The organism is Spartinivicinus ruber, assembly GCF_011009015.1.
In the GTDB taxonomy this organism is placed as follows: Bacteria; Pseudomonadota; Gammaproteobacteria; order Pseudomonadales; family Zooshikellaceae; genus Spartinivicinus; species Spartinivicinus ruber.
Window position 1 is genome coordinate 3219713 of sequence record NZ_CP048878.1, and the last position, 25276, is coordinate 3244988.

Sequence of the window (25276 nt, forward strand, 5' to 3'; positions counted from 1 at the left end):
GAAGCTTTTATGAAAGCTATGCTTATAATGGTGCTATTACTGTTCTGCTCACAGATATATGGAGATAAAAACGAGTCTATAGAATTTGTAACAAGTGCATATGAGCCGTATGTAATTGAGAACAACAATGAAGCAAGTGGTATATTTCCAGACTTAATTACGAGTGTTTTCAGTCGGTTTAGCGTTAACGTCAAATTCCAATTTCAACCATGGACACGTTGTGAAGAACTCGTAAAAGAAGGTAAAGCATTTGCGACTTTCCCCTATGTAATAAATGCAGAGCGTACGAAGTCATTTAATTTTTCAGAGCCTATCATTTATTTTTTTCCTAAATTTTTTTATCTCAAAGCTAACTTTCCTGATGGTTTTAACTGGCACACTTTAAAAGATTTTCAACCTTATGTGATTGGAGGAGTGTTAGGTTATTGGTATGAATCTGCTTTTAAAGAACAGGAAGTTAACGTTCATTATGCAACCTCAGACATTCAAAATATTTACAAGTTAATGAATCAGCGAATTGATTTTACCTTAATAGATGAACTAGTAGGCTGGCGACTTATAGATCAAGCCTACCCTCGACACAGACGTTCTTTTGCTGTCGCTCCAAAGCCAGAAAGTGCAAATACTTTTCACCTAATGATTTCGCGACAGTTTGTTCATAACCAAAAGCTAACTGAACAATTCAATAAAGGGCTGGCATATATAAAGGCTGACGGCACTTATCAACGTATCTTTCGGCGGTATGGCGTACCAATGGAGTATGCAACTTCCTGGTAACAAGCCATCACAAAGAGTTAACACAAGAAATAAAGCAATCACCTGTAAATCATCTATCTTAAATGGACCCTATTTTAAACAAAATAAGTAGTGCGTAATTTATAGGAAATCGCAAAGGATCTAATATCCGAAGGAGAGGGATATGAACATTGCATTAAAATATACTATTTTGCCTCACAACACCTATTGGCAGTTAGCACAGAGTTTTAATGAATGTGCTGGTGTTTCATGGGAGAAAATTGCGCAAGCTAATCCAGGTGTTGCCCCCAAATATTTAATGCCAGGACAAGTCATTAGTATACCTGCAGTAACAGGTAACAAAATTGTTTTGCATTACACAATTTTAAGCGGTGATACTTACTACAATATTGCACAAGGTTTGGCTAAAACTGCAAATATAACAGCTAAAGACATTGAACTAGCAAATCCGGGAATAACACCTACAGACCTGCATGTTGGCCAAATCATTAATATTCCAACTTCCTCCACTGTATCTACTAAACAACGCTCAACCACCACACAAGCAGCTGCTCCAAATGTTGGCTACTATGACTGGACATGGTCTCCAACTACACCTCCTTCCGGTGCAACATTAGGCATAGCATTCAGTGGCTGGGTTGACCCACAAGAAGCATTGAGTAACAGCAATAATGTATATAGTGACCTTGCAGGCAAAAAATACATCAGTTTAGGTGGTGGTAATGATAATGGTAGCTGGACCAGTTCATCGTTAAGTAGTGTTACTGATGCAATTAATAATGCTGATTTCAGTAAATATGATGGCATTGTGTATGACGTTGAAGTAGGCTCGGCAGGACTTGAAACACAGTTTGAACAGTCATTTCTGGCAGCAAAAAAACAAAGCCTGTCGGTATTAGTCACAGTAAGTCATTCAGCACCTTATGGTATTTCAGATGCTCCCCAACTCATGAAGAGTTTTTTCAGTAGCGGCAATATCGATATGCTTTCTCCACAGTTGTATACCACAGGTTATGAAACAGAAAATGATTACGCTGTTAGCCAAGGGGTACAATGGAGTGAATATGCAAATGCTAAAGCAGAAGTTGTTGTGAGTATTGTTAAAGCGGATATGTATCAAAGTGCCGTGCAATATTTATCTAACGTTGGTGTGGATTTAAAAGGTTATGTTGTATGGGCTAAAAGCAATTAACTTAGAGCCTGTAACACTAATAATCCAATACATCCGTCGTTTTAATTTAAAGAGGCTTTTTATAGCCTCTTTAAACTATGTCCCAATAAATCAACGACTACGTTGTTAAAAGGATAATCAATTATTTTATCTAAGCGTTACTTTCAATATCTACTAACACTTCACCAGGTGTTACACGGTCGCCTTTGGTCACATAAACCGCTTTTATGATGCCAGCAATAGTGGCTTGCACTTCCGTTTCCATCTTCATGGCTTCAGTGATCAATACAGGTTGGCCAGCCTCAACCTGGTCTCCCTCTTTTACCAACACATCAACAATATTACCCGGCATTGCTGTAGTAATATGGCCAGGTTTGGAAGCTTTTCGGCGTTCGCTACTGGTACTGCAGGTGTAATTCCCTAACGTTTCAAGCACCACTTCTTCTGGCACTCCATCGATAGTCATGAAAATACTGCGTTTGGCACGGTCCTTATTTCCAGCACCGGTAATCACAACCTCATAATTCTCACCATGCACATCCAGAAGAAATTCGGTAGCGATACCTGCATCAATAGGTCTACCAGCGGGTCCTGCTTCCACCGGCAATAAAAGTTCTGGCTCTAATTTACCTTCAGCTCGCTCCTGCAAAAACTGCTTACCGATATCCTGGAACATAGCATAGGTCAACACATCTTCGTCTGACTGTGCCAGAGAGCCGATGGTTTTACGCAACGATTTCATCTCTGGACTTAATTGATCTGCTGGCCGCCCTTCTATTGGTGTTTCATTGCCAATGGCTTGTTTCTGCAAGGTTTGATTCACCGTAGCGGGCGGTTGGCCGTAGCCCCCTAATAAATAGCGACGAACCTCCTTAGTAATGGTCTTGTAACGCTCTCCTGTCAGTATATTCATCACTGCTTGAGTTCCCACTATCTGAGAAGTTGGCGTAACAAGCGGTGGAAACCCCAAATCTTCACGCACCCGAGGTATTTCATCAAACACTTCCTGGATCCGATCCAGCGCATTTTGCTCTTTCAGCTGATTCGCTAAGTTCGACATCATCCCACCTGGTACTTGGTTGATCTGAACCGATACATCTTCACGGGTAAACTCGCTTTCGAACTGGTGATATTTCTTGCGGACCTCTCTAAAGTATTTGGCAATCTCCCCAAGTAGCTTAAGATCAAGCCCTGTATCCCACTGGGTATCCTTTAATGCTGCTACCTGAGATTCAGTTGCTGGATGACTAGTACCCCAAGCAAATGCTGAGATCGCTGTATCAATATGGTCTGCCCCCGCTTCTATCGCTTTCAATTGGCATTGTGCTGCTAGGCCTGCTGTCGCATGGCTATGAATAAACAACGGTAAGTCAACACTAGCCTTGATAGCACCTACCAGATCATAGGTGTGGTAAGGTGTCAGCAATCCAGCCATGTCTTTAATAGCAATGGAGTCTGCCCCCATGTCCCGCAATGCTTTAGCTTGCTCAGTAAATTTGTCGAGGGTATGTACCGGGCTGGTGGTATAACAAATCGTTCCCTGTGCATGCTTGCCAGCCTTCTTCACCGCCAACATGGCCACCTCAATGTTATTCAAATCATTGAGTGCATCGAACACCCGGAAAACGTCGATACCATTTTCCGCTGCCTTGGTAACAAAAGCTTCCACCACATCATCTGCATAATGCCGATAACCTAATAAGTTCTGGCCACGCAGCAGCATTTGTAAGCGAGTTGAAGGTAATGCCTGGCGTAACTTACGCAGACGCTCCCAAGGATCTTCCTTGAGAAAGCGCACACAGGCGTCGAAAGTCGCTCCCCCCCAGACTTCCAGAGACCAGTAACCGACCTGGTCTAGCTTTTCACAGATTGGCAACATGTCTTCTGTCCTCATGCGGGTGGCAATGAGTGACTGGTGAGCGTCGCGAAGGATAACATCGGTAACTTTTATTTGAGTCATTATTTTTCCCTGAAATCTGGCGGTTAAATTCCGGCATAGGCAGCTATCGCAGCAGCAACTGCAACAGCCACCTCTCTAGGACGGCGCTTTTCCGAATAATTCAATAACTCGGGATGGCTGGCGACAAAACTGGTGTTGAACTCTGCTTGCCGGAATTGTGGATGCTCAAGAATCTGCTGGTAATAGTGGGCTGTCGTTTTTACCCCTTGAACCCGCATATCATCCAAAGCGCGGGCACCTCTTTGGAGGGCATCCTCCCAGTTCAAAGCCCACACAACCAACTTCAGGCACATAGAATCGAAATAAGGTGGAATAGTGTAGCCAGTGTAAATCGCGGTATCCGTGCGAACCCCCGGTCCACCAGGTGCGTAGTATCGGGTGATACGACCAAAACTGGGTAGAAAGTCGTTTTTCGGGTCTTCAGCATTGATGCGAAACTGCAAAGCATAACCCAAGTGTTTAATCTCTTCCTGGCGATAGCTGAGCGGTAGACCAGCTGCGATGCGAATCTGTTCCCGCACAATATCCACACCGGTGATTTCTTCTGTAATAGTGTGCTCTACCTGAACACGGGTATTCATTTCCATGAAATAGAATTCGTTATTAGCAAACAGAAATTCCACGGTACCTGCATTCGCGTAATTGACTGCCTTAGCAGCACGCACTGCCAGATCGCCGATATAGTTACGCTGTTCAGTCGATAGCTGAGGGCTGGGAGCAATTTCGACTAGTTTCTGGTTACGGCGCTGAATGGAACAGTCGCGCTCAAAAAGATGGATGACATTACCGTGGTCATCAGCCAGCACTTGGACTTCAATATGTTTGGGATCGACGATGCATTTTTCCATAAATACCTCGGCCGAGCCGAATGCTTTGGTGGCCTCAGAAATTACCCTGGGGTATTGATGACGCAACTCCTTTTCTGAGTCACAACGACGAATCCCCCGCCCGCCCCCACCAGAAGTAGCCTTTAGCATCACCGGATAACCAATTTGTTCAGCAACTTCTACAGCGTGATCAATACCTTTTAGATTGCTATCGGTGCCGGGTGTCACGGGAACTCCTGCCGCAACCATGCTGGCTCGGGCTGCCGTTTTATCCCCCATCTTGTCAATCACCTCACCCGCAGGACCGATAAACTTAATGCCTCTCTCACTACACACCTTAGCCAGCTCGGCATTTTCCGAAAGAAAGCCATAACCGGGATGAATAGCATCACAGCCAGTTTCCACTGCCAAGTTGACCAATCGGCGTAAGTCCAGATAACCCGCCAGTGGATCCTCCCCAATGGAATAGGCTTCATCCGCTCGTTTTACATGCAGCGCATAACGGTCAGGCTCTGTGTAAATGGCTACTGAACGAACACCTAATTCCGCACAGGCCCGAATGATGCGCACCGCAATTTCACCACGGTTTGCAATCAATATTTTTTTCAGCATGCCTCTCCTCCCAGGTCAGCAAACAAAATTCATCTATCGTACTGAAAACAAGCAAAAACACTGGATCTGTATTATTTTTCCAAGTAACAAAGAACCACTAAGACAAAGTCATCCCCGTTTAGACATAGTAAACAAAAATTACTGTTTTATTAACTAATTGTAAAACCGTGTAAGTCGCTAAAACCTTTGGAGAACGATAGTCAAAAAACTTGTTAAATAATTCGAAGTTCAGAAGCTTATCTGAAAGATGAAGCTATTTAATCTTAAAGGTATAAAAATGCTAAGTGATTCGGTGAGTAATGGATTTTACTAAAAACGACTAGTCTATACTCTTTTGTTCTGTTTTGGCGTAGTGTTTTCAGTAACAGATTGCCAAACCTATCGGCTACTTATTAGTTTCAGTTTGCTCATCCAACACAAACTTACCCTGCCCCTGTTGTTTCGCAGCGAATAATGCAAGCTCAGCCCGCTGATAAAGTAAATCACTGGTCTCTAATTTATTGTATACGGCAATTCCTTGAGAGATACTGCTACTGATAAAAGTGTGCTCATCGACCGGTAGTTTTACTTGGCTAACAGCATTTGTTAGCCGTTCAGCAATTTCTTGTGCCACCTCAGCAGTACAATGGGGCAATATCATAGCAAACTCTTCCCCACTCACTCTCGCGATCACTTCATTACTTCGTAAGGTTTTACTAATCGTATCCGAGATAGCTACTAATAATTCATCACCTATCGTATGGCCATACTGTTGATTAGTCTGCTTGAAATTATCAACATCAAAAATAATTAATGCAAATGAGATATCATGTCGCTTGGCAACGGTAATTTCTTCAGCCAAACGGCTACGAAAGTAACGTATGTTAAATAGACCAGTGAGTGGGTCTTTGACAGAAAACTGCCCAACAACGGTTTCATTATACCCGACATACCAGCCTACGCAGCCAAACACAATCATCGAACCAATGAGCATATACAGGTATAAACCAATATTTTGGTAAACTTCCGCCCAAATATTTTGCCCTTGCAGCCATTGGATGCACAACCAGCCAGCAGGGGTTGCAAGAGCAAAAAATAAACCTTGCACTGAGCGGATAATCTGCTTATAGCCTATTAGCTTAACTGTCACTGAAGCTCTCGTACTTTTCCTACAAATAAAGGTGTTTGATTAGCTGTTATGGTGAGGGTATCTGAAAAGTATGCCCTATAAATTAATATAGCCCCGTTAACAACACTGGTCTGGATGTTTAATCAAATAACATAGGAGAAACGGTATGAAAAACGCCCCTATAAAATTGTCAGGCCTTTCCCTAATAAAAACAGCATTGGCAAAACCTTGGAGGACTACCTGGCTACTCCATTTTTTTCTACAACTGCTGCTGGGTACAGGTTTCTCTTTAGCTTATGCAGGTTTTACGATTAAAGAATACGCTCTACCTTCCGGTTCACGTCCTCATGATGTAGCGCCTGCGATTGATGGTGGCGTTTGGTATACAGCTCAGCGTAAAAGCGCACTGGGTTACCTTAACCCAGACAATGGTCAGGTAGAACATATTCCTCTAGGGGAAGGTTCCACACCCCATGGGGTTATAGTGGGACCAGATGGCGCACCCTAGATCACTGATGGTGGATTGAATGCCATCGTTCGGGTTGACCCAAAAACCAAAGCCGTCAAACGTTTTCCGCTGCCCGATAATACTGGCTACACCAATTTAAATACTGCCAGCTTTGATAATAATGGAATGTTATGGTTTACCGGACAGTCCGGTATTTATGGAAAGGTTGATCCAACTACTGAAAAAGTCATTGTTTTCCCTGCACCTAGAGGCAGAGGGCCATACGGTATTCATACCACCCCTGCAGGTGATGTTTACTATGCATCTTTGGCTGGCAATCACATCGCTCAAATCAATATAAAATCGGGCACGGCTAAACCAATAGACCCACCTACCCCCAATCAAGGCGCGCGGCGGGTATGGTCTGACTCAAAGAACCGGATTTGGGTCAGTGAATGGTTAGCCGGTAAAGTGGGGGTTTATGATACAGCGACTAAGCAGTGGCGTGAATGGAAATTACCTGGCAGTAATCCTAAAGCTTACGCCGTATATGTAGATGATCAAGACATCGTGTGGCTGAGTGATTTTGGAGCAAATACTATCGTACGCTTTGATCCAAAAACAGAAATCTTCACCAGTATTAATATTCCCAGCCCCAATGGACAAGTGCGATAATTATTAGGTCGACCAGGCGAAGTATGGGCGCCAGAGTCCGCACAGGATAAATTAATGGTGATTTATACTCTTCGTGAATAATTTTTTTATACCCCTAGGGCACAAGGGCTTTGTTACCGTCGTTCTTGACCACTATGTAAGGAGGATAGACTCATCACTCGATGGCCTCGCCTAAAATATCCTTCACTATGAGTAATACCGATTTATCTAAGTTGCTTAAGATAGCTTCAGCAATCAATTGACGTTAAAATAGCCTTGTTTTACGTCAATTGATTTAGGGCTCCTCTAGTAACTGTTTATGAAAACCTATGATGCCAAACACTTCGTTATTTCCATGAGGCTCAAGCCAGAAGCAAACACGTTATCTGAGCACTATCCTTTTAACCTATCAGCGGTAAAAGCACTGGAAAATAGTATTGAATTTCACCCAGCAGTTACTTTTATTGTGGGGGAAAACGGTAGCGGGAAATCAACACTGCTGGAAGCACTGGCAGTTTCTCAAGGGTTCAATCCAGAAGGCGGCACTAAAAACTTTAACTTCTCGACACACGCATCTCATTCAGATCTCCACCAATATTTGCGTGTAGTTAAAGCAATTAAAAAACCCAAAACAGGCTTTTTTTTGCGGGCAGAAAGCTTTTACAATGTTGCCACTGAAATTGAGCGTCTGGATAATGGACCTGGGGGTGGTCCTATTATTGATTCCTACGGTGGTATTTCACTTCATGAACAATCCCATGGAGAATCATTTTTCGCATTAATGAAAAACCGCTTTGGCAAACAAGGTTTATACATACTCGACGAACCAGAAGCTGCTTTATCACCCAGCCGACAAATGGCCATGATCAGTTTATTACACCAGTTAGTTGGTCAACAATGCCAGTTTATCATTGCCACCCACTCCCCTATTTTATTGGCCTACCCTAATGCGACTATTTATGAAATAAGAGGTGATAAGCTGACTCAAGTTGATTATGAAGATACTGATACCTATGCAGTCACCAAGCAATTTCTAAATAAATATGAAAGTATGTTGGAAATATTGTTAGAGGAATAACTTAAGGGCTTCACTAAAATAGCCTGTTGTATATAAGCTTTTGGCTTGATCAATCGTCATTGGTATACTCCATGCTTGTAAAAATATTAATTCAAATACAGCTCAATCAAACTATTCACATTACGTCATCAATCACTACTTCTATTGGTTAAGGGGATATTGTGTAAAGCTTCTTCTAGAGTAGAAAAATATTCTATTTTATTTGGTATTGGTTTTATCTTGGCACGACTAAGCGTCTTCAGCGGTTGAAACTGTATATCTGCAATCAAAATATGGGTATTTATCTGTTGGCACTTACTAAAAAATTTTTGCATGGCAGCCAGACCACCTGCATCCAGAATAGGCACAGCATCAAAGTAAAGCACCATCCCATTTTGCCTCTCAAGCATTAATGATAGTTCGCCAAATACTCGATCAGCAGCCGCAAAAAAAAGTGGTCCATTAATTTTTATTACTCGCCACCCTGGTGGCAGTTTATCGGGTACCTGTTTGTGGTTATGAGTGATATCAGTCACCTTCGTCATTGCGGCAATTTCTTTCATAAACAACAATGACGCCAATACGATACCTGCAGTAATAGCAATTACCATATCGAACAAAACAGTCAGTGAAAAACAAACCAAAAAAACTACGATGTCGCTAGGTGGCGCTGTTTTTAACAAATGAATAGCTTTGGGCGCTTCGCTCATATTCCAAGCGACAATAAATAACAATGCCGCCATACTAGCCATGGGTAAATACGCCAGTAATTTCGACAACAACAATAGTGCCAACAACACCACAAGGGCATGAATAATGGCTGCAATGGGTGATTGAGCCCCAGCTTTTAAATTAGCAGCTGATCGTGCTATAGCGGCAGTTGCAGTAATACCACCAAAAAATGGCGTAATGATGTTACCAATCCCTTGCCCCAACAACTCACTATTGGCACTGTGCTTTTTGCCACTCATCCCATCCAGCACTACAGCACATAATAAAGACTCAATCGCCCCTAACATAGCGATAGCAAAGGCAGCGGATAATAAGTCCTGAGCTACAGCCCAGTTAAATTCCAGGCTACTTTCACCTGGCAACGTTTGGTGCCAAGGCCAGGCAATCTCAGGTAATACTGAGGGAATGCCCACACCTGTCTGGCCATCTGGTAATGTAAAAGTAAAAGTGGAACCAATAGTAGCTACTTCCAACCCCTGTTGGGTTAGGAAAAATGCCAGCAAACTACTGACAACTAAGGCTGGTAAGTGGGCAGGCACTACGATTTTTAATTTTGGCCACAGTATCATGACCGCTAATGTGGCTAATCCCACGATTAAGCTGGATTCAGAAAAGGCGGGTAAATGGCCAACAATGGTAATGAGCCTATCTGTAAAATGGGCTGGCATTTCAGTAATAGCTAACCCCAGAAAGTCCTTGATCTGTAAGGTTGCAATTACCACTGCAATTCCCCCGGTGAAGCCCAACGTTACTGACTCAGGAATATATTCGATATATCGGCCCAAGCGTAATAAGGCCATAGTCACCAGGATAATCCCCGCTAACACACTAGCTATCAGCAATCCAGCAAAACCATGTTGTTGAACAACAGGATAAAGAATCACCACAAAAGCAGCCGTGGGGCCAGATACGCTATATCTGGAGCCGCCAGTTAAGGGAATTAACAGCCCTGCAATGATTGCCGTGTAAAGCCCATATTGTGGAGGAACGCCACTGGCAATCGCTAACGCCATTGATAGTGGTATCGCAATCACCCCTATGGTTACTCCAGCCATTAAGTCCTTAGTCAACCAAGACCAGCTAAAGGGATTCTTCTGGAGAAACTCTCGCAAAGCATGAGCAATTCTTAATGAAAATAGGTGAGCACGGTGAGCCATAACGACACTTTCAGTCACATTGAATTTGAATCTAGTATGAATTATCCTCTCATTCAAAGAGAATTCAATGTTAGTCAAATTAACATCAATTACTAACAGTGATGGATAAGTGGTGAGTAAGATGGAACAGCGAACAGCCCGACTAACTTTGTTGATAGACCCAAAGAAAAAAGCAGCCTTTGAAAAATTGTGTGCGCTTGAGGATGTCACACCCTCGCAAAAAGTACGGCAATTTATCCGCGAATACTTGGAAGAAAAGCTAGGTACTGAATGGAAAGATCAAATTTTTAGTGAGAATGAAAAGCCAGAAAAGTAATCCACTTACCTAACTGCCATTAAGTAGGTGGTTTTAGTTGTCACTATCCAAGTGCTGACCAATTTGCCATTTATCTACCCGGCCAAATTTAATCCCGGTAATGTCTGCATTACTAATCGTTTCTACGACACTTTCGTGATAAAGCTGGATGACATCTTCTTCTAACACAAAAATCAATCGCTGTTGTAGAGGAATTTTATCGAGCAGTTCTTCATTCAATGATAGCTTTTCAATAAATATCTCATCGTTTGTTTCATTAAAATCAAATATTGAACGAGTAGGATGGAGTCCGGCAATTTCATTATAAATGTGTAAAAAATAATGGCCTTTCCACACCTGTTTGCCACTAATAATTTCGGTGGGATAAAAATCGACTTTAATAGGGGTAAATTGTTGAATTAAGGTTTTTAAACGTTCCGACACTATAGGCTCAGGTAATTCATGGTAATCATGGGGGTGGAAATGGACTTTATCACCTCGATTAACTTGTATCTTACCTGTTCCTTTCACTTCATTAGCAATACAGTGGTCAGATTCTAGTAAAAAATCTTCAACACCGGTATTTGCTGCTGTGCTTAAAATATAGCGGGAAGCAGGGCCAACATCCCTGGCAATATAATACTCACTGTCGTATTTCATTGTTACTCCCTACAGATTCTACCCAGCTACCTTTTAGTTGTTTTTTACAAGCATAGTAGAAGGGAACAGACATACCTAGTTAACAGGCCCTAGATTAAATACTTAAGAGGTAAGGTTATAAAATTTTAACGCATTTCCCTGTTATTTCTGAACTAGACTAATAACCTGACACGCTGTGTTAGTGAGGTAAGGAGATGCCCATCATGAAACCGGTTTACCTTTTCGCTCTTATTCTGATGACAGTTGCTGATGCAAGCCATGCTGGCGAATGCACAAGTAACAGCTTCCGCCCAACCTTTGTTCGACATAATGCAGTTGCTCCAACAGTGTATTACGTTACATCCAGTCGACAATTTATTCCAATGGCAACGCCGACTCAGGCTCAGCAAACCTGTCAAGCAAATGGAGTACGACAATTGATTGGAGGACTGGATTGCAATCGTCGGAGCTGGGGTGGGTTTGGTTGCGGTTGTAATATCATGCCCTCTCGCAATACTACCTGTGCAACCTTCCAGAATTTTCTGCGCGGCCAGGGGATACGGCTTTAACTTTAATGCACTTTTCAATTTTAGACGTCGGACCACAACAAAAGAGAGACGGTGTCTAGCGCAAAGATGTCTGCAACTCAAGCAAGCTACATTTTATTTAATCATTACTTGCTTATCCGCTATCGGAAACTTATGTCTACAGTGGTTATTTATTAAAACAACTGATTAATTGAATAATAGGTCTGGATTAATATCCTTTTGTTCCATAATGTAATTCATATGAGTGCTGCATTCTAGTTCTAACCTTATTCGAATTCGAATAAAAAAATTAAATTAATTTTTTTCGCAATATTCAAAAACAACCAATCATTTAACTAACTTCCAACATCACTACAAATCTATTTCCATATAAAAATCAATCAATTTACATTGTTGTTGCACAGCTACTAAACATTAACCTTACTAAAAACCCAGTTTTAAAAAAAAGGATTTGTCTTACTTTCTGTCTTTTGCTTGATTTGAATGACTACACACAACTCCAGCTTATTTAATGACAGAATTTCTTCCCATAAACAGGCTTATAAAAATACAAACTTATTAATGGGTAACACACCACACCCTGCGAATATTTTTAAAAAGTTAGTTTGTTAGCCTTCCTTCTATATTCATTATAATTAAGTGTTTTAGTGATTATGAAAAACAAATCAAAATTCACACTCAATATGCTATCAAAGCGTATTCTCTCAATAAGTGCACTGTGTTTAACAGGCAGTATATTGTCGAGTTATCCTGCCTTTGCCAGTGATTTTGTCCAAAACAGTGATAAAGAACAATCCTCAAAAGCGATCCAGTTTGAAGAAAACCATCTTATTTATACCACAGACGAAATGTTATCGTTTGATGTCTATGAATATATCATCCAACAGGCACCGCACCTGCAGAAATTTGCCGAAGTCATTTCTCACTGGGCAGGTTATACGAGTATTCACCCCAAAATATTAATTGCATTAATCGAGCACCAAACCGGTATTATTAGTAGTCCACCAGCATCGAAAGTACTTTTACGGAAGCCTTTGGGTGGTTTATCGAAAAAAATTGGCTTTTCTAATCAGGTAAAAGATATTGCTGAACAACTTGCCCGTGATCACTACCAATTGATTGAGCAAACCACTAAACAGCAAACCTCAACTCAAGCTTACTCTCAACAATTTCTTGAAACAGATTCGGCACTTAAAAAACTATTAGCAAAAAATAACCAAGCGAGTAATCAACAACCCAATGCTTACACAGAAAGTCAGTTCTCAGATACAGAAAATAAGCTGGATAGTTTTTATCAAACCTATTATCGATTGTTTCCCGAAGCACAGAATAAACAATCCAACTTAAGTGAAAGCTATTATTCCAGCTACTACGATGCAACCCCTCCAGATAATATGCTGCAACTACCCTACCCTACTGGCGAATACTGGTGGATAGGTGGCAGCCATGTCACCACTGGCCAGGGTGAATACCCTCAGTCTTCCTTAGATTTGAATAATAGTGGTGGCTGGGGTTCAGATACTTCCAATAAATGGGTAATTGCAGCTGCAGCAGGCCAAGTTAAAGTACATTCGTCGTGTAATATAGAAGTCATTCATGAGAATGGCTGGTCAACTACCTATTACCACTTAAGCAACCCTCAAGTAAAAACCGGCCAAACGGTTAAACAAAGCCAACGGCTTTCTAATTATGCCAACAATAAAAGCCAAGCCCTTTGCCAAGGTGGCATGTCTACCGGCCCTCACCAACATTTCAGTTTGAAAAGAGATGGCCGTTATATCCACTTGAATAATGTTAAGCTGTCGGGTTATGCCGTGCATACAGGTCGCTATAGTTATGACAGAGATTGCAGCTATTTCTGGTTCACACGAAACGGTGATAAGCACTGCTCTGGACGTATTTATAATCATGGGGTTGAGAATCCAAAACCCGATCCCAAGCCGGATCCAAAACCCGATCCCAAGCCGGACCCAAAACCCGATCCTAAGCCGGATCCAAAACCCGATCCCAAGCCGGATCCAAAACCCGATCCCAAGCCGGACCCAAAACCCGATCCTAAGCCGGATCCAAAACCCGATCCCAAGCCGGATCCAAAACCCGATCCTAAGCCGGATCCAAAACCCGATCCTAAGCCGGATCCAAAACCCGATCCTAAGCCGGATCCAAAACCCGATCCTAATGACCCACTATGTAAAAAACCTGACTTATTGAAAGACAACTTGATCAGAGAGCCTGATTTCAACGCATTAACCCCTTGGAAACGCTTTTATACCAAGGACATAAAACATACTATTGAAAAAATGCAGCGGGACTGTGGTCAAGATAATTGGCTAAAAGTCACCGAACGTAAGCAGTATTATGATGGTGTACTACAAAAACTGGTTAAACCCTTAGAAGAAAATAAAGAGTATCAATTTTCAGCCAAAGTGAAGCTACCCAAAGGGGCTAAAAAAGATTTAGCCATGGCCACCCTGTTACTTAAAAATGATTTAGGTGCCTATTACTACCAGTATTTGGCTATCAACCAAGTGGATGAAAATGTTAAAGAGCTGAAAAAGCAATTTAAAGTAAATGCACTGGGTAAAGTAACAGCCGCTTATATTGTTTTATTTGGCCCGAAAGCGGATAAAACCCTATTAATTGACGAAGTGAAAGTGGTACCTGTTGATAATACTCCAGGCCCAGATCCCAAGCCTGATGACAAAGTAATTTTTGATCACGGTTTTGAAAATGACTTACAGGGTTGGAAAGCTTCATTTAAAATGGGCAAACTGGAACACACCAACCAAATGAGCCATCAAGGCCAATGGAGCGTTAAATCCACCGAACGTAATCACTGGTATGCAGGGCTTTCGTTACCCGTTAAAGATAAAATAAAAGTCGATGAAACGTATAAACTGTCGTTAGCCGCTAGTTTAGGTGAAGCAGCAAAATCAAGCCAAATGCTCGATGTACAACTGTTTTATGTGGATGATGACGGCTACCACTGGCAACGAATTCATTCAATGAAACTGCCTAAAGGCAACAAATGGTACGACTTAGCTGCCGAGTTTAAACTCAAGCCCAAAGGTAACATTAAATCAGCTGATATTTACATTATTGGCCCAGAGCCTAAGGTGGATTTTTATATTGATAGCATTAAGCTAGAGAAAAAATAATTAATCACCACAACTAATGAGGATGATGATATGGGTTAACAGGATAGTCTGTTAATCCATATCAACTATATAATCAAAGCGAAGAGCATACTTACACATTTGGCCATCTAAAACCTAGTAACCGCCCTTTAGGGTAAGAAGAAATATTCACTTCATTACACTGGTTACCACCTAACACCAGGATATGACTGCCATTGATACCCACATAAAAACCCACATGTCCTTGCCAGGGTTTTGAACCACGTTTAAATACCACAACACACCCTTCTGTAGGTTCCGGTAATGCCTTACCCCATTGTAACCAGGAGCGTGCCGCGGCAGATTTCGTCCCGGTTATACCACTGATCTCAATACACCAATTAACAAAACTAGAACACCAAGCGGTTTCATCATCACTAGCTTTTAATGTAGTGCTTTGGTGATATTCAATAATTCTTGGGTTATGCTCAGCCCCTCTAATTTCCTCTACCCCTACTTCCATTTCTTTACGAGCAACCAGGTACCATTTGGGTAATGAGCTATCAGAAATTTCAATGCTTAAATCTTTTTCAGCATCCTGTTCATTGATGGGTATATTAATAGGCTGACCAATATCAATGAAATCAGGGTTCGCTATCTGCGGGTTAATGGCTAGCAATTCTTTTAGCGAAAGGCAATGGACTCTGGCGATTTTAGTTAGGGTATCACCCGATTGAACTCGATAGATAGTATTCATCATGCTGTTGCCTCTAAGGTAAAAAGCAGATCCAGGCAATAACTCTCTTTATAGCACCACTACTAGGTTTAGTAGTTCCGCTGATTTAGTTTTTTATTTGCATAATGATAGGATGGTCTAAAAATGTCTAGTTCAATTTATAGCTATGGACTTTATAAAGTCAGGTTATGCTTGGCAACTCAACGTCTTTCAGCATTTTGCAAACAACAGAATACTTAAGCTTAAGGAATTCTAGAAAATTCACCCTTAAGTGTTTTCAACATAAGGAGAGTTGATAGGATGGTCTAATATTTTTAGACACTAACTTATAATAATGAGGTTAAGGAGCTTGCCACCATTGATCCGCTTTGGTCCGATCACCCGTCAGTGCCGTCAAAAACTGCTTGATTTGTTGTATTTCCTCTGGCATCAAACCTAATGGCAAAATATCAAAGTGGGGCCTAAATGGGTGTTGGTTCCGGTCATAATAAGGTGGTACAGGTTTGTTGTAATGGGCCAATACTTCTTCCAATGTATTAAACTGGCCACTTTGCATATAGGGCGCCGTTGCAGCCACATTGCGCAACGAAGGGGTTTTAAAGGCTCCCACTAATTCCTGGCCTTGTTTTTTTAAATACAACATTTCCTGACAATAATTTTTATTCGCATCACTCCACTCGGATAAACAGGTAAACTCATCTTGCAATAACGCCCCTACTCCTCGATAACGGCCCATATCCACTTGTGCGATATCCGGTTCAGGTGCCCCAATATTATGGAACTCAAAATTAGTAAATAACGGCCCATTATGGCAACTTGCACAGTTGGCTTTCCCCATAAACAACCGGAGCCCTGCTACTTCTTCCTCCTTTAACTGCTTTTTCAGTTGCGTAATTTGGGTCGGGTCTTGTTGCAACTGTTCAATAAACTGATCAAAGCGACTAGGTAAAGGCTGCAAATGCCGTTGATAAGCCATTAACAATTTGCCCACATCAGCAAATAGCATATTAACCTGCGTTTGTTGATTATTCGTCAGTTGTTGCCAATTGGCTCTTTCTGTTTCACTACCAACTGGGCTTGCAGGGCCTTTCAACTTCAATAGATTATTAGCATTAACTTTGTTGTCCGTAATTCGTTGATAAGGTTTTTGATAAAAACGCAGCAGTAACTGTGCTACCTCAAGTCGGCTGAGACCATGCTCAACAGCTGACTCTAACGGGGCTAATGCCTGTGACCAGAGGCTATCCTTACGTCCATCCCAAAATTGCCAGGGGCTATAAGCCGCACCAATAACGGATGGCGCATTCCGCCGTGTTTCAGCAATACCTTTAGATTTTGCGATTCCATCAGTAAAATATTGATTTGGGTTATGGCAACTAGCACAAGCTATCTTTTGATTGGCACTGAAGCGTTTATCGAAAAAAATCTGCTTGCCTAATTTAGCAGCAACAATGGAGTCTGCATATTGGTTATCTTTCGCATCAGGCAATGGCGGCAAGTTTGATAAACTGAACTGAGCTAAAAACTGAATATCATTTTCAGAAAAGTGATAGAGAGAATTAATTGCCAATACTGGACAAGCTAATAGAGAAAAAATACTGGCAAATAATAATTTATGCTTTATAAAGGTCATACCTGCTTATAAAACCACATTAAATTTGACTGTATCCATCCCCTCTTGATGCGGGACATCAAATTCTATTACCCACCAACCGATCATCTGAAACTTCATCCCTTCCACTAAGTAAACACCAGGCTCTAGTTCCTTAGTCACTTTGGGTTGGGTCGGTAAGCCATGAACATGGCCTGGCATGTGGCCACGCACATTAATGGCTTTTCCCGAAACCGGCTGCCCCGATAAATCTGCTAAGATGAGTCGCCACTGATGAATCTGATTTAATGGCACCATCGGTTGTTGATCCTGGGCTGTATCAGGTATTGGTTCTACATGAGAAAAAAAATTAATATCTCTCGAAATTTGAAAACTATCCGTATCCAATGGCGAGGGTATCGACTGCGCACTCAATGACGGTACTGACAATGTCATCCCCGTAACAGAGGAGCCCTCTTCCTGCATGTTTTTTGGCATATTGGGATGAACACTGCGAATTTGGGTATTATGAGCCATCAACTGTTGTGTTGATGGCATTAAAGCTATTTCACCATTCAGCTTAATATTGGCTTGCCACCGTTGTTTAAATGTTGTTGTTAATAATTGTCGGCCATAGTTAAAATAACGACTGCTTTTCTGTCGGCTGTCAGCACCTTGTTCCTGCCATAGGGCAATTTGTTCCGCCAGTGTATCTGCAGCTGTATTCAATTGTTGTTTAGCTATTTTATCGGTTAAGGATCGTGCTGTTGCTCTTAAGTTATTTACTTGTTGACGTATTTGATTGGCTCTACTAATAATCTGCATAGATGCCAATTCCAACTTTCTGGCATCTATAATCAAATCATTTGCTACCTTTAGAGTTTCGGGTGTTGCTGGCTCATTTGCCATACTCACCATACTCCAGTGAGTTAGGCTATAACCCAGTAACAAAACCAATGCATTATTTAAACAGAAAGTCTTCTTTTTTGTTTTTTTAGACATACCGTATTTTTGAAGAAATTAAGCCATGTTGTAATCAGTTTTGAATAACTTTCAATTTGACTGTATGTAAAACAAAGGCTGGTAAAATCTTACCAGCCAGCTATCCATCAATAATAATTTCTATCGTTTATTTAAAATTTAACTGCGCAAAGTATTTCTGTTGTAATTGATCTTGAGTTATCTTTGTCGCTTTTACCATTTTCTCACTGGCATGAGTGTTAGACAGCTTGTTAGCCAATTCAGAACCAGATGAGATATTAACTGTATAATCTTCCACTTCACCATAGTTAAAGCTACCACAGGCATTAGGTACAGCATTATAACGCATCACTACCCGTAACCGAGTTTTACCAGATTTTGCGCTGTCTGGAATCATTAACTCCCCTTTAACTGTAGAGGATGTAGCATGATTAGAGCTAAAAACTTGCTCACCAGTATCTTCAAAATCACCATCTTTATTTAAGTCAATCCAAATTTTCCAATACTCATTATACCGAATACCACTAAAGTCTGGTGTTAATTCTACTGCACTTTTCCCTTTTTCTAGATTAATTACTTTATTGGTAAAGTCTGAGTAGCGCTTGGAATCAGAACTATTAGTAAAACTGGCAATTTTTACAGAGCTAACCCATTCTTCACTGGCATTATTACCACTAGCTTCACAGTACTCGACTGTTGGATCTGGGTTATTAATGGCATCCCAATCAGGCTGAACTACAAACAAGCCATAACCAATATCGCTCATGACGATATTACCACTGGCAAAGTATATGTAATTACTCCAGGTGCCGGAAAACTGAGCACTATTTGATCCAGGAATGGTATCAAAATAAGCTTCTTCTTTTAATTTACCTGATGTAATATTCTTGGTACTAAGAATACGTAAACCTGCCCGATAGTTCGTTTCAAAGACAAAATTGTTATGGGTATACAAATTATGATCAATGGCTGATGTGGGGCCTACATAACGGCCTAATTCTACTGGATTATCCAAAAGGCTAACGTCGTATATATAGGAGGTAGTATTGATCCCATTGCGTGATTCATCAAGTTCATCATTCATTATTAAGATATTATGACTGTCATTGAGAAACCAGCCTTGATGAGTATATTGAGCTCCCTGATAGGGTGTTCTCGAAACTTGAACTGGATTAGACTTATTCGTCACATCCACAATAGTAATTGTATCTTCATTGTAACCAACACAAACTTCTCTGCCATAGTACCGCGCATCTTGACCTTTATAAATAACACACTGGGTATCATGGGTATAACCATCAGATGAAAAACAACCTGCATAACGTGGTTTCACAGGGTTAGAAATATTAACCATATATAAACCGCCACTACACTGGTTACTACCAACAATATAGGCATAGCCCGTATCTTCATTAATCGCTATATTATGGGCATTGCCAAAACCTCCCAGATGGGCTGTTTCATTAAGCGTTTGTCCAGGTGATGGTAAATAACGCAACGAAGTTAAATCAAAAACTTGTAAACCATGGGTTTTATTACCACTACCATCAGCCACTATAAAGGCATGATCGTTATAAGTTTTAATATCTCGCCAGGCATCTGAGCCATTATCATGAGATGGTAAAAAACCCAGGAAAACCGGGTTGACAGGATCAGTAATATCGACAAAAGATGTACCATTGGTTCTGCCTACAATGGCAATTTCAGCACCGGTTACTGGGTCAGTGTACCCCCAAATATCATTTAAATTAGCCGATCCTCCACCCATATTTTCTTTTGCTAAAAAAGCATGCAAATCAACTTTATTACAGGGATAATCACCTGCCTTACCATTAATACATCGAACTGTTTGTTGTTGAGGTAGCAACAGCTGTGCTTTCTCCCCTTCATTGCTATCGTCAAATTTAAATCCGTCAGGAAACATTGCACTATGACCAAAACTGAGCCCTATAAAGCCCACACCAGTCAACAATGTCACTGTTCTACACGCCACTAGGGTTCTTCTCATAGCAACTCTCCCTGTCGCTGTAACCTTATTACTTACCACTGTTTTAAGCTTTGTTCTGATGCAAACAGCCCGCTAAAAACAAAACTTGTCAATAGATATAAAATATAATTCTAGCAAATTAAATATGAAAGCCCCTCCAATATTTGTCAATTAATGCTAACAGTTAACCAAATGAAGATTAAATATCGAATCAATTAAGCTACTGTACGACATTTTGTCATGTAATTGACATAAAGAAACCCCAAACAATTTTAATAACAACCACATTAGTTACCATTGATGTTTAAGCTATATACCCTTCCTTCCGAGAGTAATTATTAAACATCAACAAGGTAACCAGTTACTGTGTTCGGTCCAAAATTAATTCATATTTGGTTTAGGTGTTTCAGGCATCTCTACGGGTAAAATAGGATAGGTAATTTTTGGCTGATTACCCGTTAGCGTTTTCAAAAATGCTACTATTTTTGCTGTTTCTTGTTTTGAAAATGTCACACCTAACTGATATTCAGCCATTACATTCACAGCTTCATCTAAGCTCCATATACTACCGTCGTGAAAATACGGTGCTGTCAGTTCAATATTTCTTAATAACGGAACTTTAAAAACGTACTTATCTACCTTATTTTTTGTTACGTTATATCGCCCTAGGTTTTCCAAATCTTTCTGATAAGGTTTGACAATACCAAATTTTTGATAACTATTGCCTCCAACACCAATGCCATTATGGCAACTAGCACAGCCTTTTGCTTTAAACAATTGATAACCTGCTTTTTCTTCTACTGTAATGGCCTGTTCGTTCCCCATCAACCATTGATCAAATCGCGAGTTAGGTGTAATTAGGGTTTTTTCAAAGGTTGCAATAGCATCTGTTACTTCAGTAATGGTTATTGTTTTTACACCATAAGCTTGCTCAAAAAGTTCTCTATAACTGGGAATAGATTGTAATGTTGCTACTGCAAGTTTATGCGTAGAAGCCATCTCACCTGGGTTCTCAATAGGGCCAGCAGCTTGTGCTTGTAAATCTAGAGCTCGTCCATCCCAAAACTGCGCCAGGTTAAATTTAGCATTCAATACCGTAGGCGAATTAATAGGGCCAAGCTGCCACTGGTGACCAATAGAACTGGGCAAATTATCATCCCCTCCCATTGCTAAATTATGGCATGAATTACAACTCAACCAGCCAGACTTTGACAGCCTTGGGTCAAAAAATAGTTTTTTCCCCAACGCGACTTTTTCTTTGTCGTAATCCATATCCATTGGAATGGGTTTTATTGGCTCATTACGTAACTGAGAAGCGAATCCATTGTTTGTTTGAACAATTGTGACTACAGTGAGTAATATAGCTAAAAAATAGGTTTTCATCATTAAGCTAATCCTTTTTCTTAAATAAAGTGTTTTCACATCAATTTTATTATTTTATTTATTCATATCTCTCTATGCTCAATGTGTAGAATATAGAGTTCCTATAATATTTATCAGACTAATGAGCTTGCACCTCACCAGCCCCTCTTGGGAAACGAATATTTTCTACCATATCTTGGACATGCCTTGGAGAATCATTAGTCATTCGATTAACAAGTAAGGCAACTGAAAAGTTTAACAGCATCCCTAAAGTTCCTATTCCCTCAGGGGAAATACCCAATAACCAATACTCAGCTGTATTAGCTGCTGGGTTTAAAAATTTAAAATATACAATATAAGCTGCGGTAAATACTATTCCTGTTAGCATACCACAGATAGCCCCTTCTTTATTCATTTTCTTAAAAAAGATACCCATTACAATAGCAGGGAAAAAAGAGGAAGCTGCCAACCCAAAAGCAAATGCGACCACTTGGGCCACAAACCCCGGTGGATTGATGCCTAAATAACCCGCAATCCCAATTGCCACTGCTGCGGCAACTCTGGCATAACGTAACTCCTGTTTGTCAGTAATTCTTGGCATTAAGTTTCGTTTCAATAAGTCGTGAGAAATTGATGTAGATATTACCAATAGCAAACCGGCTGAAGTTGATAATGCTGCTGCTATAGCTCCTGCTGCCACTAAAGCGATTACCCAGGCAGGTAAATTAGCAATTTCAGGATTCGCTAATACCATAATATCACGGTCGATTGACATTTCATTTCGTTCATCACCTGAATAAAACATACGACCATCACCGTTATTATCTGACCAGGTGATTAATCCAGTTCGCTGCCAATTTTCAACCCAACTTGGCACATCTTCATATAAAGTACCCTGTCCTTCAGGTCCATTAATGGTGCTAATCATATTGACTCTTGCAAATGTGGCAACTGCTGGTGCGGTGGTGTATAAAAGCGCTATAAATAATAATGCCCAACCAGCCGATTTTCTTGCATCACGTACTTTAGGGACAGTAAAAAAACGCACAATCACATGTGGTAGGCCAGCGGTACCCACCATTAATGCCGCAGTAATAAAAAATACATCAATCATGCTTTTATTACCTTGGGTATATTCTGAAAACCCAAGCTCTGTCGATAACCCATCCAGCTTATCAAGTAAATAGATACCAGAGTCATCAGCTAACATCCCCCCAAAACCGAGCTGAGGAATAGGATTATTAGTCATTAAAATCGATATAAATACTGCAGGTACTAAATAGGCAAAAATAAGCACACAATATTGTGCCACTTGTGTGTAAGTAATACCTTTCATACCACCTAAAATGGCATAAAAAAACACCACTCCCATGCCAATCATTACACCACTGATAATGTCTACTTCTAAAAAACGGGAAAATACGACACCTACCCCACGCATTTGCCCTGCAACATAAGTAAAGGAAATAAATATGGCACAAACAACCGCCACTGTTCGAGCAGTTTGTGAATAGTATCGATCTCCAATAAAATCAGGCACAGTAAACTTGCTAAACTTGCGCAAGTAAGGTGCTAAACATAATGCTAACAATACATAACCACCTGTCCACCCCATGAGATACACAGAGCCGTCATAGCCCATAAATGAAATTAAACCCGCCATTGATATAAATGAAGCGGCTGACATCCAGTCAGCTGCCGTAGCCATTCCATTTGCTACAGGATGGACACCTCCACCGGCAATGTAAAAGTCTCTTGTTGTACCAGCTTTGGCCCAAATGGCAATGCCAATATAAAGTGTAAAGGAAGCACCCACCAGTATTAAAGTTAAGGTTTGAATGTCCATCACTCACTACTCACTCGTCTTCTTGCACATCATATTTACGATCAAGTTTGTTCATTTTTCCCACATAAACAAAAATCAATCCAACAAAAATATAGATAGCACCCTGCTGAGAAAACCAAAAGCCTAATTTAAATCCACCTATTTGAATGGTGTTCAGTGACTCAACAAATAAAATACCGCAACCAAAAGAAACAACAAACCAAACTATCAAGAGCATCAACATTAAATGAATATTCTCTTTCCAATAAGCACTGGCTTTTTCTTTACTTTCAAAACTCATTACTTTATCTCCCTAATAAAATATAACTTTAAATAACAGCTAGTCTTTACTTATTTCTATTATAAAAAAACTCCATCAAACACGACTCATAATGCCTGGTAAAATTGCCAAGGTATAGTTCTACAGCGTATATTAGAAAAGAATATGGATGTTCTGTTTTACACCGAATAAAGTATATCTCTAGTAAAAGGAAACAATATGGTTACTCAATTCTATGACCAACGTCGGTTTGACCTATATTCCTATGACTTCCTCTCTAATCCTTATCCCACTTACCAAGACTTGCTAGAAAACCAGCCTATCTATCAATGCCCCAAATATGGCTTCTATTATATTTTTCAGCATAAAGATATTAAGAGATTACTTAGACACCCTCATACGTCTTCTGACCGATCAGCTGCCTTAGTTGCTAACTTAACACCTGAAGAACAAGCACAAATATCACCCTTAAGACAATCTTTCTCATTAATGGCTATCTTCAATGACCCACCACAGCATACACCTATACGTAAGCTAATGGTTCGTTCTTTGTCTAACAAAGTTATGAACAACATGACAACGATTATTGAAACTGTTGCCAATCAATTAATTGATTTATTTATTGAGAAAAAACAATGTGATCTGATCAAAGACTTTGCCTATCCATTACCTGCAGTGATCATTTCAAAGCTATTAGGCGTGCCTGTCTCTGATATTGATAAAATTAAGTCCTGGTCTGATGACCTAGCTTTATTCTTAAGTGATAGCACTAAGATAGATATTGTGGCAAAAGCATCCGATACCGTGGTTGCTATGAGCGATTATTTTAGTCATTTATTGACTTATTACCGAAATCAACCCGCAGACAACTTCATGACCAAGTTAATAGCAATACAACAGTCACAAATTTCTCTAACTGATGCCAACCTTATCGCTAATGCTATTTTATTAGTCTTTGGAGGTCATGAAACAACAACTAACTTAATCGGCAATGGTTGGATGACGTTGAAAAAGCACCCAGAACAGCTTGCTAAACTAGGTAACCATTTAAATTCAGCCATTGAAGAGTGTTTACGTTTTGAGAGCCCTTTCCAGCGCATAGGCCGGATTTCAACTGACCCAATCGATTTGGATGGTTTTCAAATCAAAGCTAACCACCGGATATTATTAGTCCTAGGGGCAGCCAATCGCGACCCTGCTATTTTTCAGCGTCCTAATCAATTTGATATTACTCGATCTGACAACCCTCATCTTGCTTTTGGCCATGGTATACACCTCTGTTCTGGTGCTTCTTTATCGAGGTTAGAAGCTAAAGTCGCTTTTTCACTATTACAAAAAAGGCTTCACAATTGGCAACTGGTAGATACAAAACCCAAATGGCAATTTAATTTAAGCTTACGGGGAATGTTGAGTTGTCCCCTGCAAGCGATATAG

The 25276-nt window shown here is 40.6% G+C and carries 21 protein-coding genes; 9 read left to right on the forward strand and 12 right to left on the reverse strand.

Annotation, left to right across the window (positions count from 1 at the left end; all coding sequences use genetic code 11):
* Positions 1–9: 9 nt before the first annotated feature.
* Positions 10–777, forward strand: coding sequence for a substrate-binding periplasmic protein (locus G4Y78_RS14950; protein WP_163833783.1), 768 nt, complete (start codon positions 10–12; stop codon positions 775–777).
* 142 nt (positions 778–919) lie between these two features.
* Positions 920–1948: a LysM peptidoglycan-binding domain-containing protein gene (locus G4Y78_RS14955; protein ID WP_163833784.1), complete on the forward strand. Its 1029-nt coding sequence runs from the start codon at positions 920–922 to the stop codon at positions 1946–1948.
* A gap of 130 nt (positions 1949–2078) precedes the next feature.
* Here the strand turns inward: G4Y78_RS14955 and oadA are convergent, their stop codons facing one another.
* The 3 genes from oadA to G4Y78_RS14970 form a co-directional block, all read right to left on the reverse strand.
* The gene (gene oadA, locus G4Y78_RS14960) at positions 2079–3887 is read right to left on the reverse strand and encodes a sodium-extruding oxaloacetate decarboxylase subunit alpha (protein WP_163833785.1); all 1809 of its coding nucleotides are present in this window, start codon (positions 3885–3887) and stop codon (positions 2079–2081) included.
* A gap of 23 nt (positions 3888–3910) precedes the next feature.
* Positions 3911–5326, reverse strand: coding sequence for an acetyl-CoA carboxylase biotin carboxylase subunit (locus tag G4Y78_RS14965; RefSeq protein WP_163833786.1), 1416 nt, complete (start codon positions 5324–5326; stop codon positions 3911–3913).
* Between the two features lie 385 nt (positions 5327–5711).
* On the reverse strand, positions 5712–6455 hold the full coding sequence (locus tag G4Y78_RS14970) for a GGDEF domain-containing protein (protein WP_163833787.1): 744 nt from the start codon (positions 6453–6455) through the stop codon (positions 5712–5714).
* Positions 6456–6600: 145 nt separating this feature from the next.
* On the opposite strand from G4Y78_RS14970, the gene G4Y78_RS31050 reads away from it, so the two are divergent.
* From G4Y78_RS31050 to G4Y78_RS14980, 3 genes are all read left to right on the forward strand, one after another.
* Positions 6601–6942 carry an NHL repeat-containing protein gene (locus tag G4Y78_RS31050; RefSeq protein WP_230425598.1) on the forward strand — a complete coding sequence of 114 codons (342 nt, stop codon included), beginning with the start codon at positions 6601–6603 and terminating at the stop codon, positions 6940–6942.
* 15 nt (positions 6943–6957) lie between these two features.
* Positions 6958–7557, forward strand: a complete 600-nt coding sequence (locus G4Y78_RS31055; protein ID WP_230425599.1) for a Vgb family protein — start codon at positions 6958–6960, stop codon at positions 7555–7557.
* A gap of 298 nt (positions 7558–7855) precedes the next feature.
* Positions 7856–8614, forward strand: a complete 759-nt coding sequence (locus G4Y78_RS14980) for an AAA family ATPase (protein WP_163833788.1) — start codon at positions 7856–7858, stop codon at positions 8612–8614.
* Positions 8615–8742: 128 nt separating this feature from the next.
* Here G4Y78_RS14980 and dauA read toward each other — a convergent pair whose 3' ends face one another.
* Positions 8743–10482, reverse strand: a complete 1740-nt coding sequence (dauA, locus tag G4Y78_RS14985; protein WP_163833789.1) for a C4-dicarboxylic acid transporter DauA — start codon at positions 10480–10482, stop codon at positions 8743–8745.
* Positions 10483–10603: 121 nt separating this feature from the next.
* Between dauA and G4Y78_RS14990 the strand changes: the two genes are divergently transcribed.
* Positions 10604–10798 (forward strand): CopG family transcriptional regulator, encoded by a 195-nt coding sequence (locus G4Y78_RS14990; RefSeq protein ID WP_163833790.1) that lies wholly within the window; start codon positions 10604–10606, stop codon positions 10796–10798.
* A 33-nt stretch (positions 10799–10831) separates the two neighbouring features.
* Here the strand turns inward: G4Y78_RS14990 and G4Y78_RS14995 are convergent, their stop codons facing one another.
* Positions 10832–11437, reverse strand: a complete 606-nt coding sequence (locus tag G4Y78_RS14995; protein WP_163833791.1) for an imm11 family protein — start codon at positions 11435–11437, stop codon at positions 10832–10834.
* 203 nt (positions 11438–11640) lie between these two features.
* On the opposite strand from G4Y78_RS14995, the gene G4Y78_RS15000 reads away from it, so the two are divergent.
* Together G4Y78_RS15000 and G4Y78_RS15005 are read left to right on the forward strand one after the other, a co-directional pair.
* Positions 11641–11985, forward strand: a complete 345-nt coding sequence (locus tag G4Y78_RS15000; protein WP_163833792.1) for a hypothetical protein — start codon at positions 11641–11643, stop codon at positions 11983–11985.
* A 632-nt stretch (positions 11986–12617) separates the two neighbouring features.
* The gene (locus G4Y78_RS15005) at positions 12618–15122 is read left to right on the forward strand and encodes a carbohydrate binding domain-containing protein (RefSeq protein WP_163833793.1); all 2505 of its coding nucleotides are present in this window, start codon (positions 12618–12620) and stop codon (positions 15120–15122) included.
* Positions 15123–15213: 91 nt separating this feature from the next.
* Here G4Y78_RS15005 and G4Y78_RS15010 read toward each other — a convergent pair whose 3' ends face one another.
* The 7 genes from G4Y78_RS15010 to G4Y78_RS15040 all read right to left on the reverse strand — a co-directional run bounded on the left by G4Y78_RS15010 (position 15214) and on the right by G4Y78_RS15040 (position 23863).
* Positions 15214–15840: a TIGR02594 family protein gene (locus G4Y78_RS15010; RefSeq protein WP_163833794.1), complete on the reverse strand. Its 627-nt coding sequence runs from the start codon at positions 15838–15840 to the stop codon at positions 15214–15216.
* Between the two features lie 316 nt (positions 15841–16156).
* Entirely contained in the window at positions 16157–17449 is a 1293-nt protein-coding gene (locus G4Y78_RS15015; RefSeq protein WP_163833795.1) for a cytochrome-c peroxidase, read from the reverse strand.
* A 6-nt stretch (positions 17450–17455) separates the two neighbouring features.
* A complete protein-coding gene (locus G4Y78_RS15020; protein ID WP_163833796.1) occupies positions 17456–18316 on the reverse strand; it encodes a FixH family protein in 861 nt (286 codons plus the stop codon).
* A 220-nt stretch (positions 18317–18536) separates the two neighbouring features.
* Complete coding sequence (locus G4Y78_RS15025; RefSeq protein ID WP_163833797.1) at positions 18537–20396, reverse strand: choice-of-anchor B family protein; 1860 nt, start codon at positions 20394–20396, stop codon at positions 18537–18539.
* 360 nt (positions 20397–20756) lie between these two features.
* Complete coding sequence (locus tag G4Y78_RS15030) at positions 20757–21761, reverse strand: cytochrome-c peroxidase (protein ID WP_329604872.1); 1005 nt, start codon at positions 21759–21761, stop codon at positions 20757–20759.
* 115 nt (positions 21762–21876) lie between these two features.
* Positions 21877–23583 carry a sodium:solute symporter family protein gene (locus tag G4Y78_RS15035; RefSeq protein WP_163833798.1) on the reverse strand — a complete coding sequence of 569 codons (1707 nt, stop codon included), beginning with the start codon at positions 23581–23583 and terminating at the stop codon, positions 21877–21879.
* A gap of 10 nt (positions 23584–23593) precedes the next feature.
* Positions 23594–23863 (reverse strand): DUF4212 domain-containing protein, encoded by a 270-nt coding sequence (locus G4Y78_RS15040; RefSeq protein WP_163833799.1) that lies wholly within the window; start codon positions 23861–23863, stop codon positions 23594–23596.
* Positions 23864–24061: 198 nt separating this feature from the next.
* Here G4Y78_RS15040 and G4Y78_RS15045 point away from each other — a divergent pair, with 198 nt between their 5' ends.
* Entirely contained in the window at positions 24062–25276 is a 1215-nt protein-coding gene (locus tag G4Y78_RS15045; RefSeq protein WP_163833800.1) for a cytochrome P450, read from the forward strand.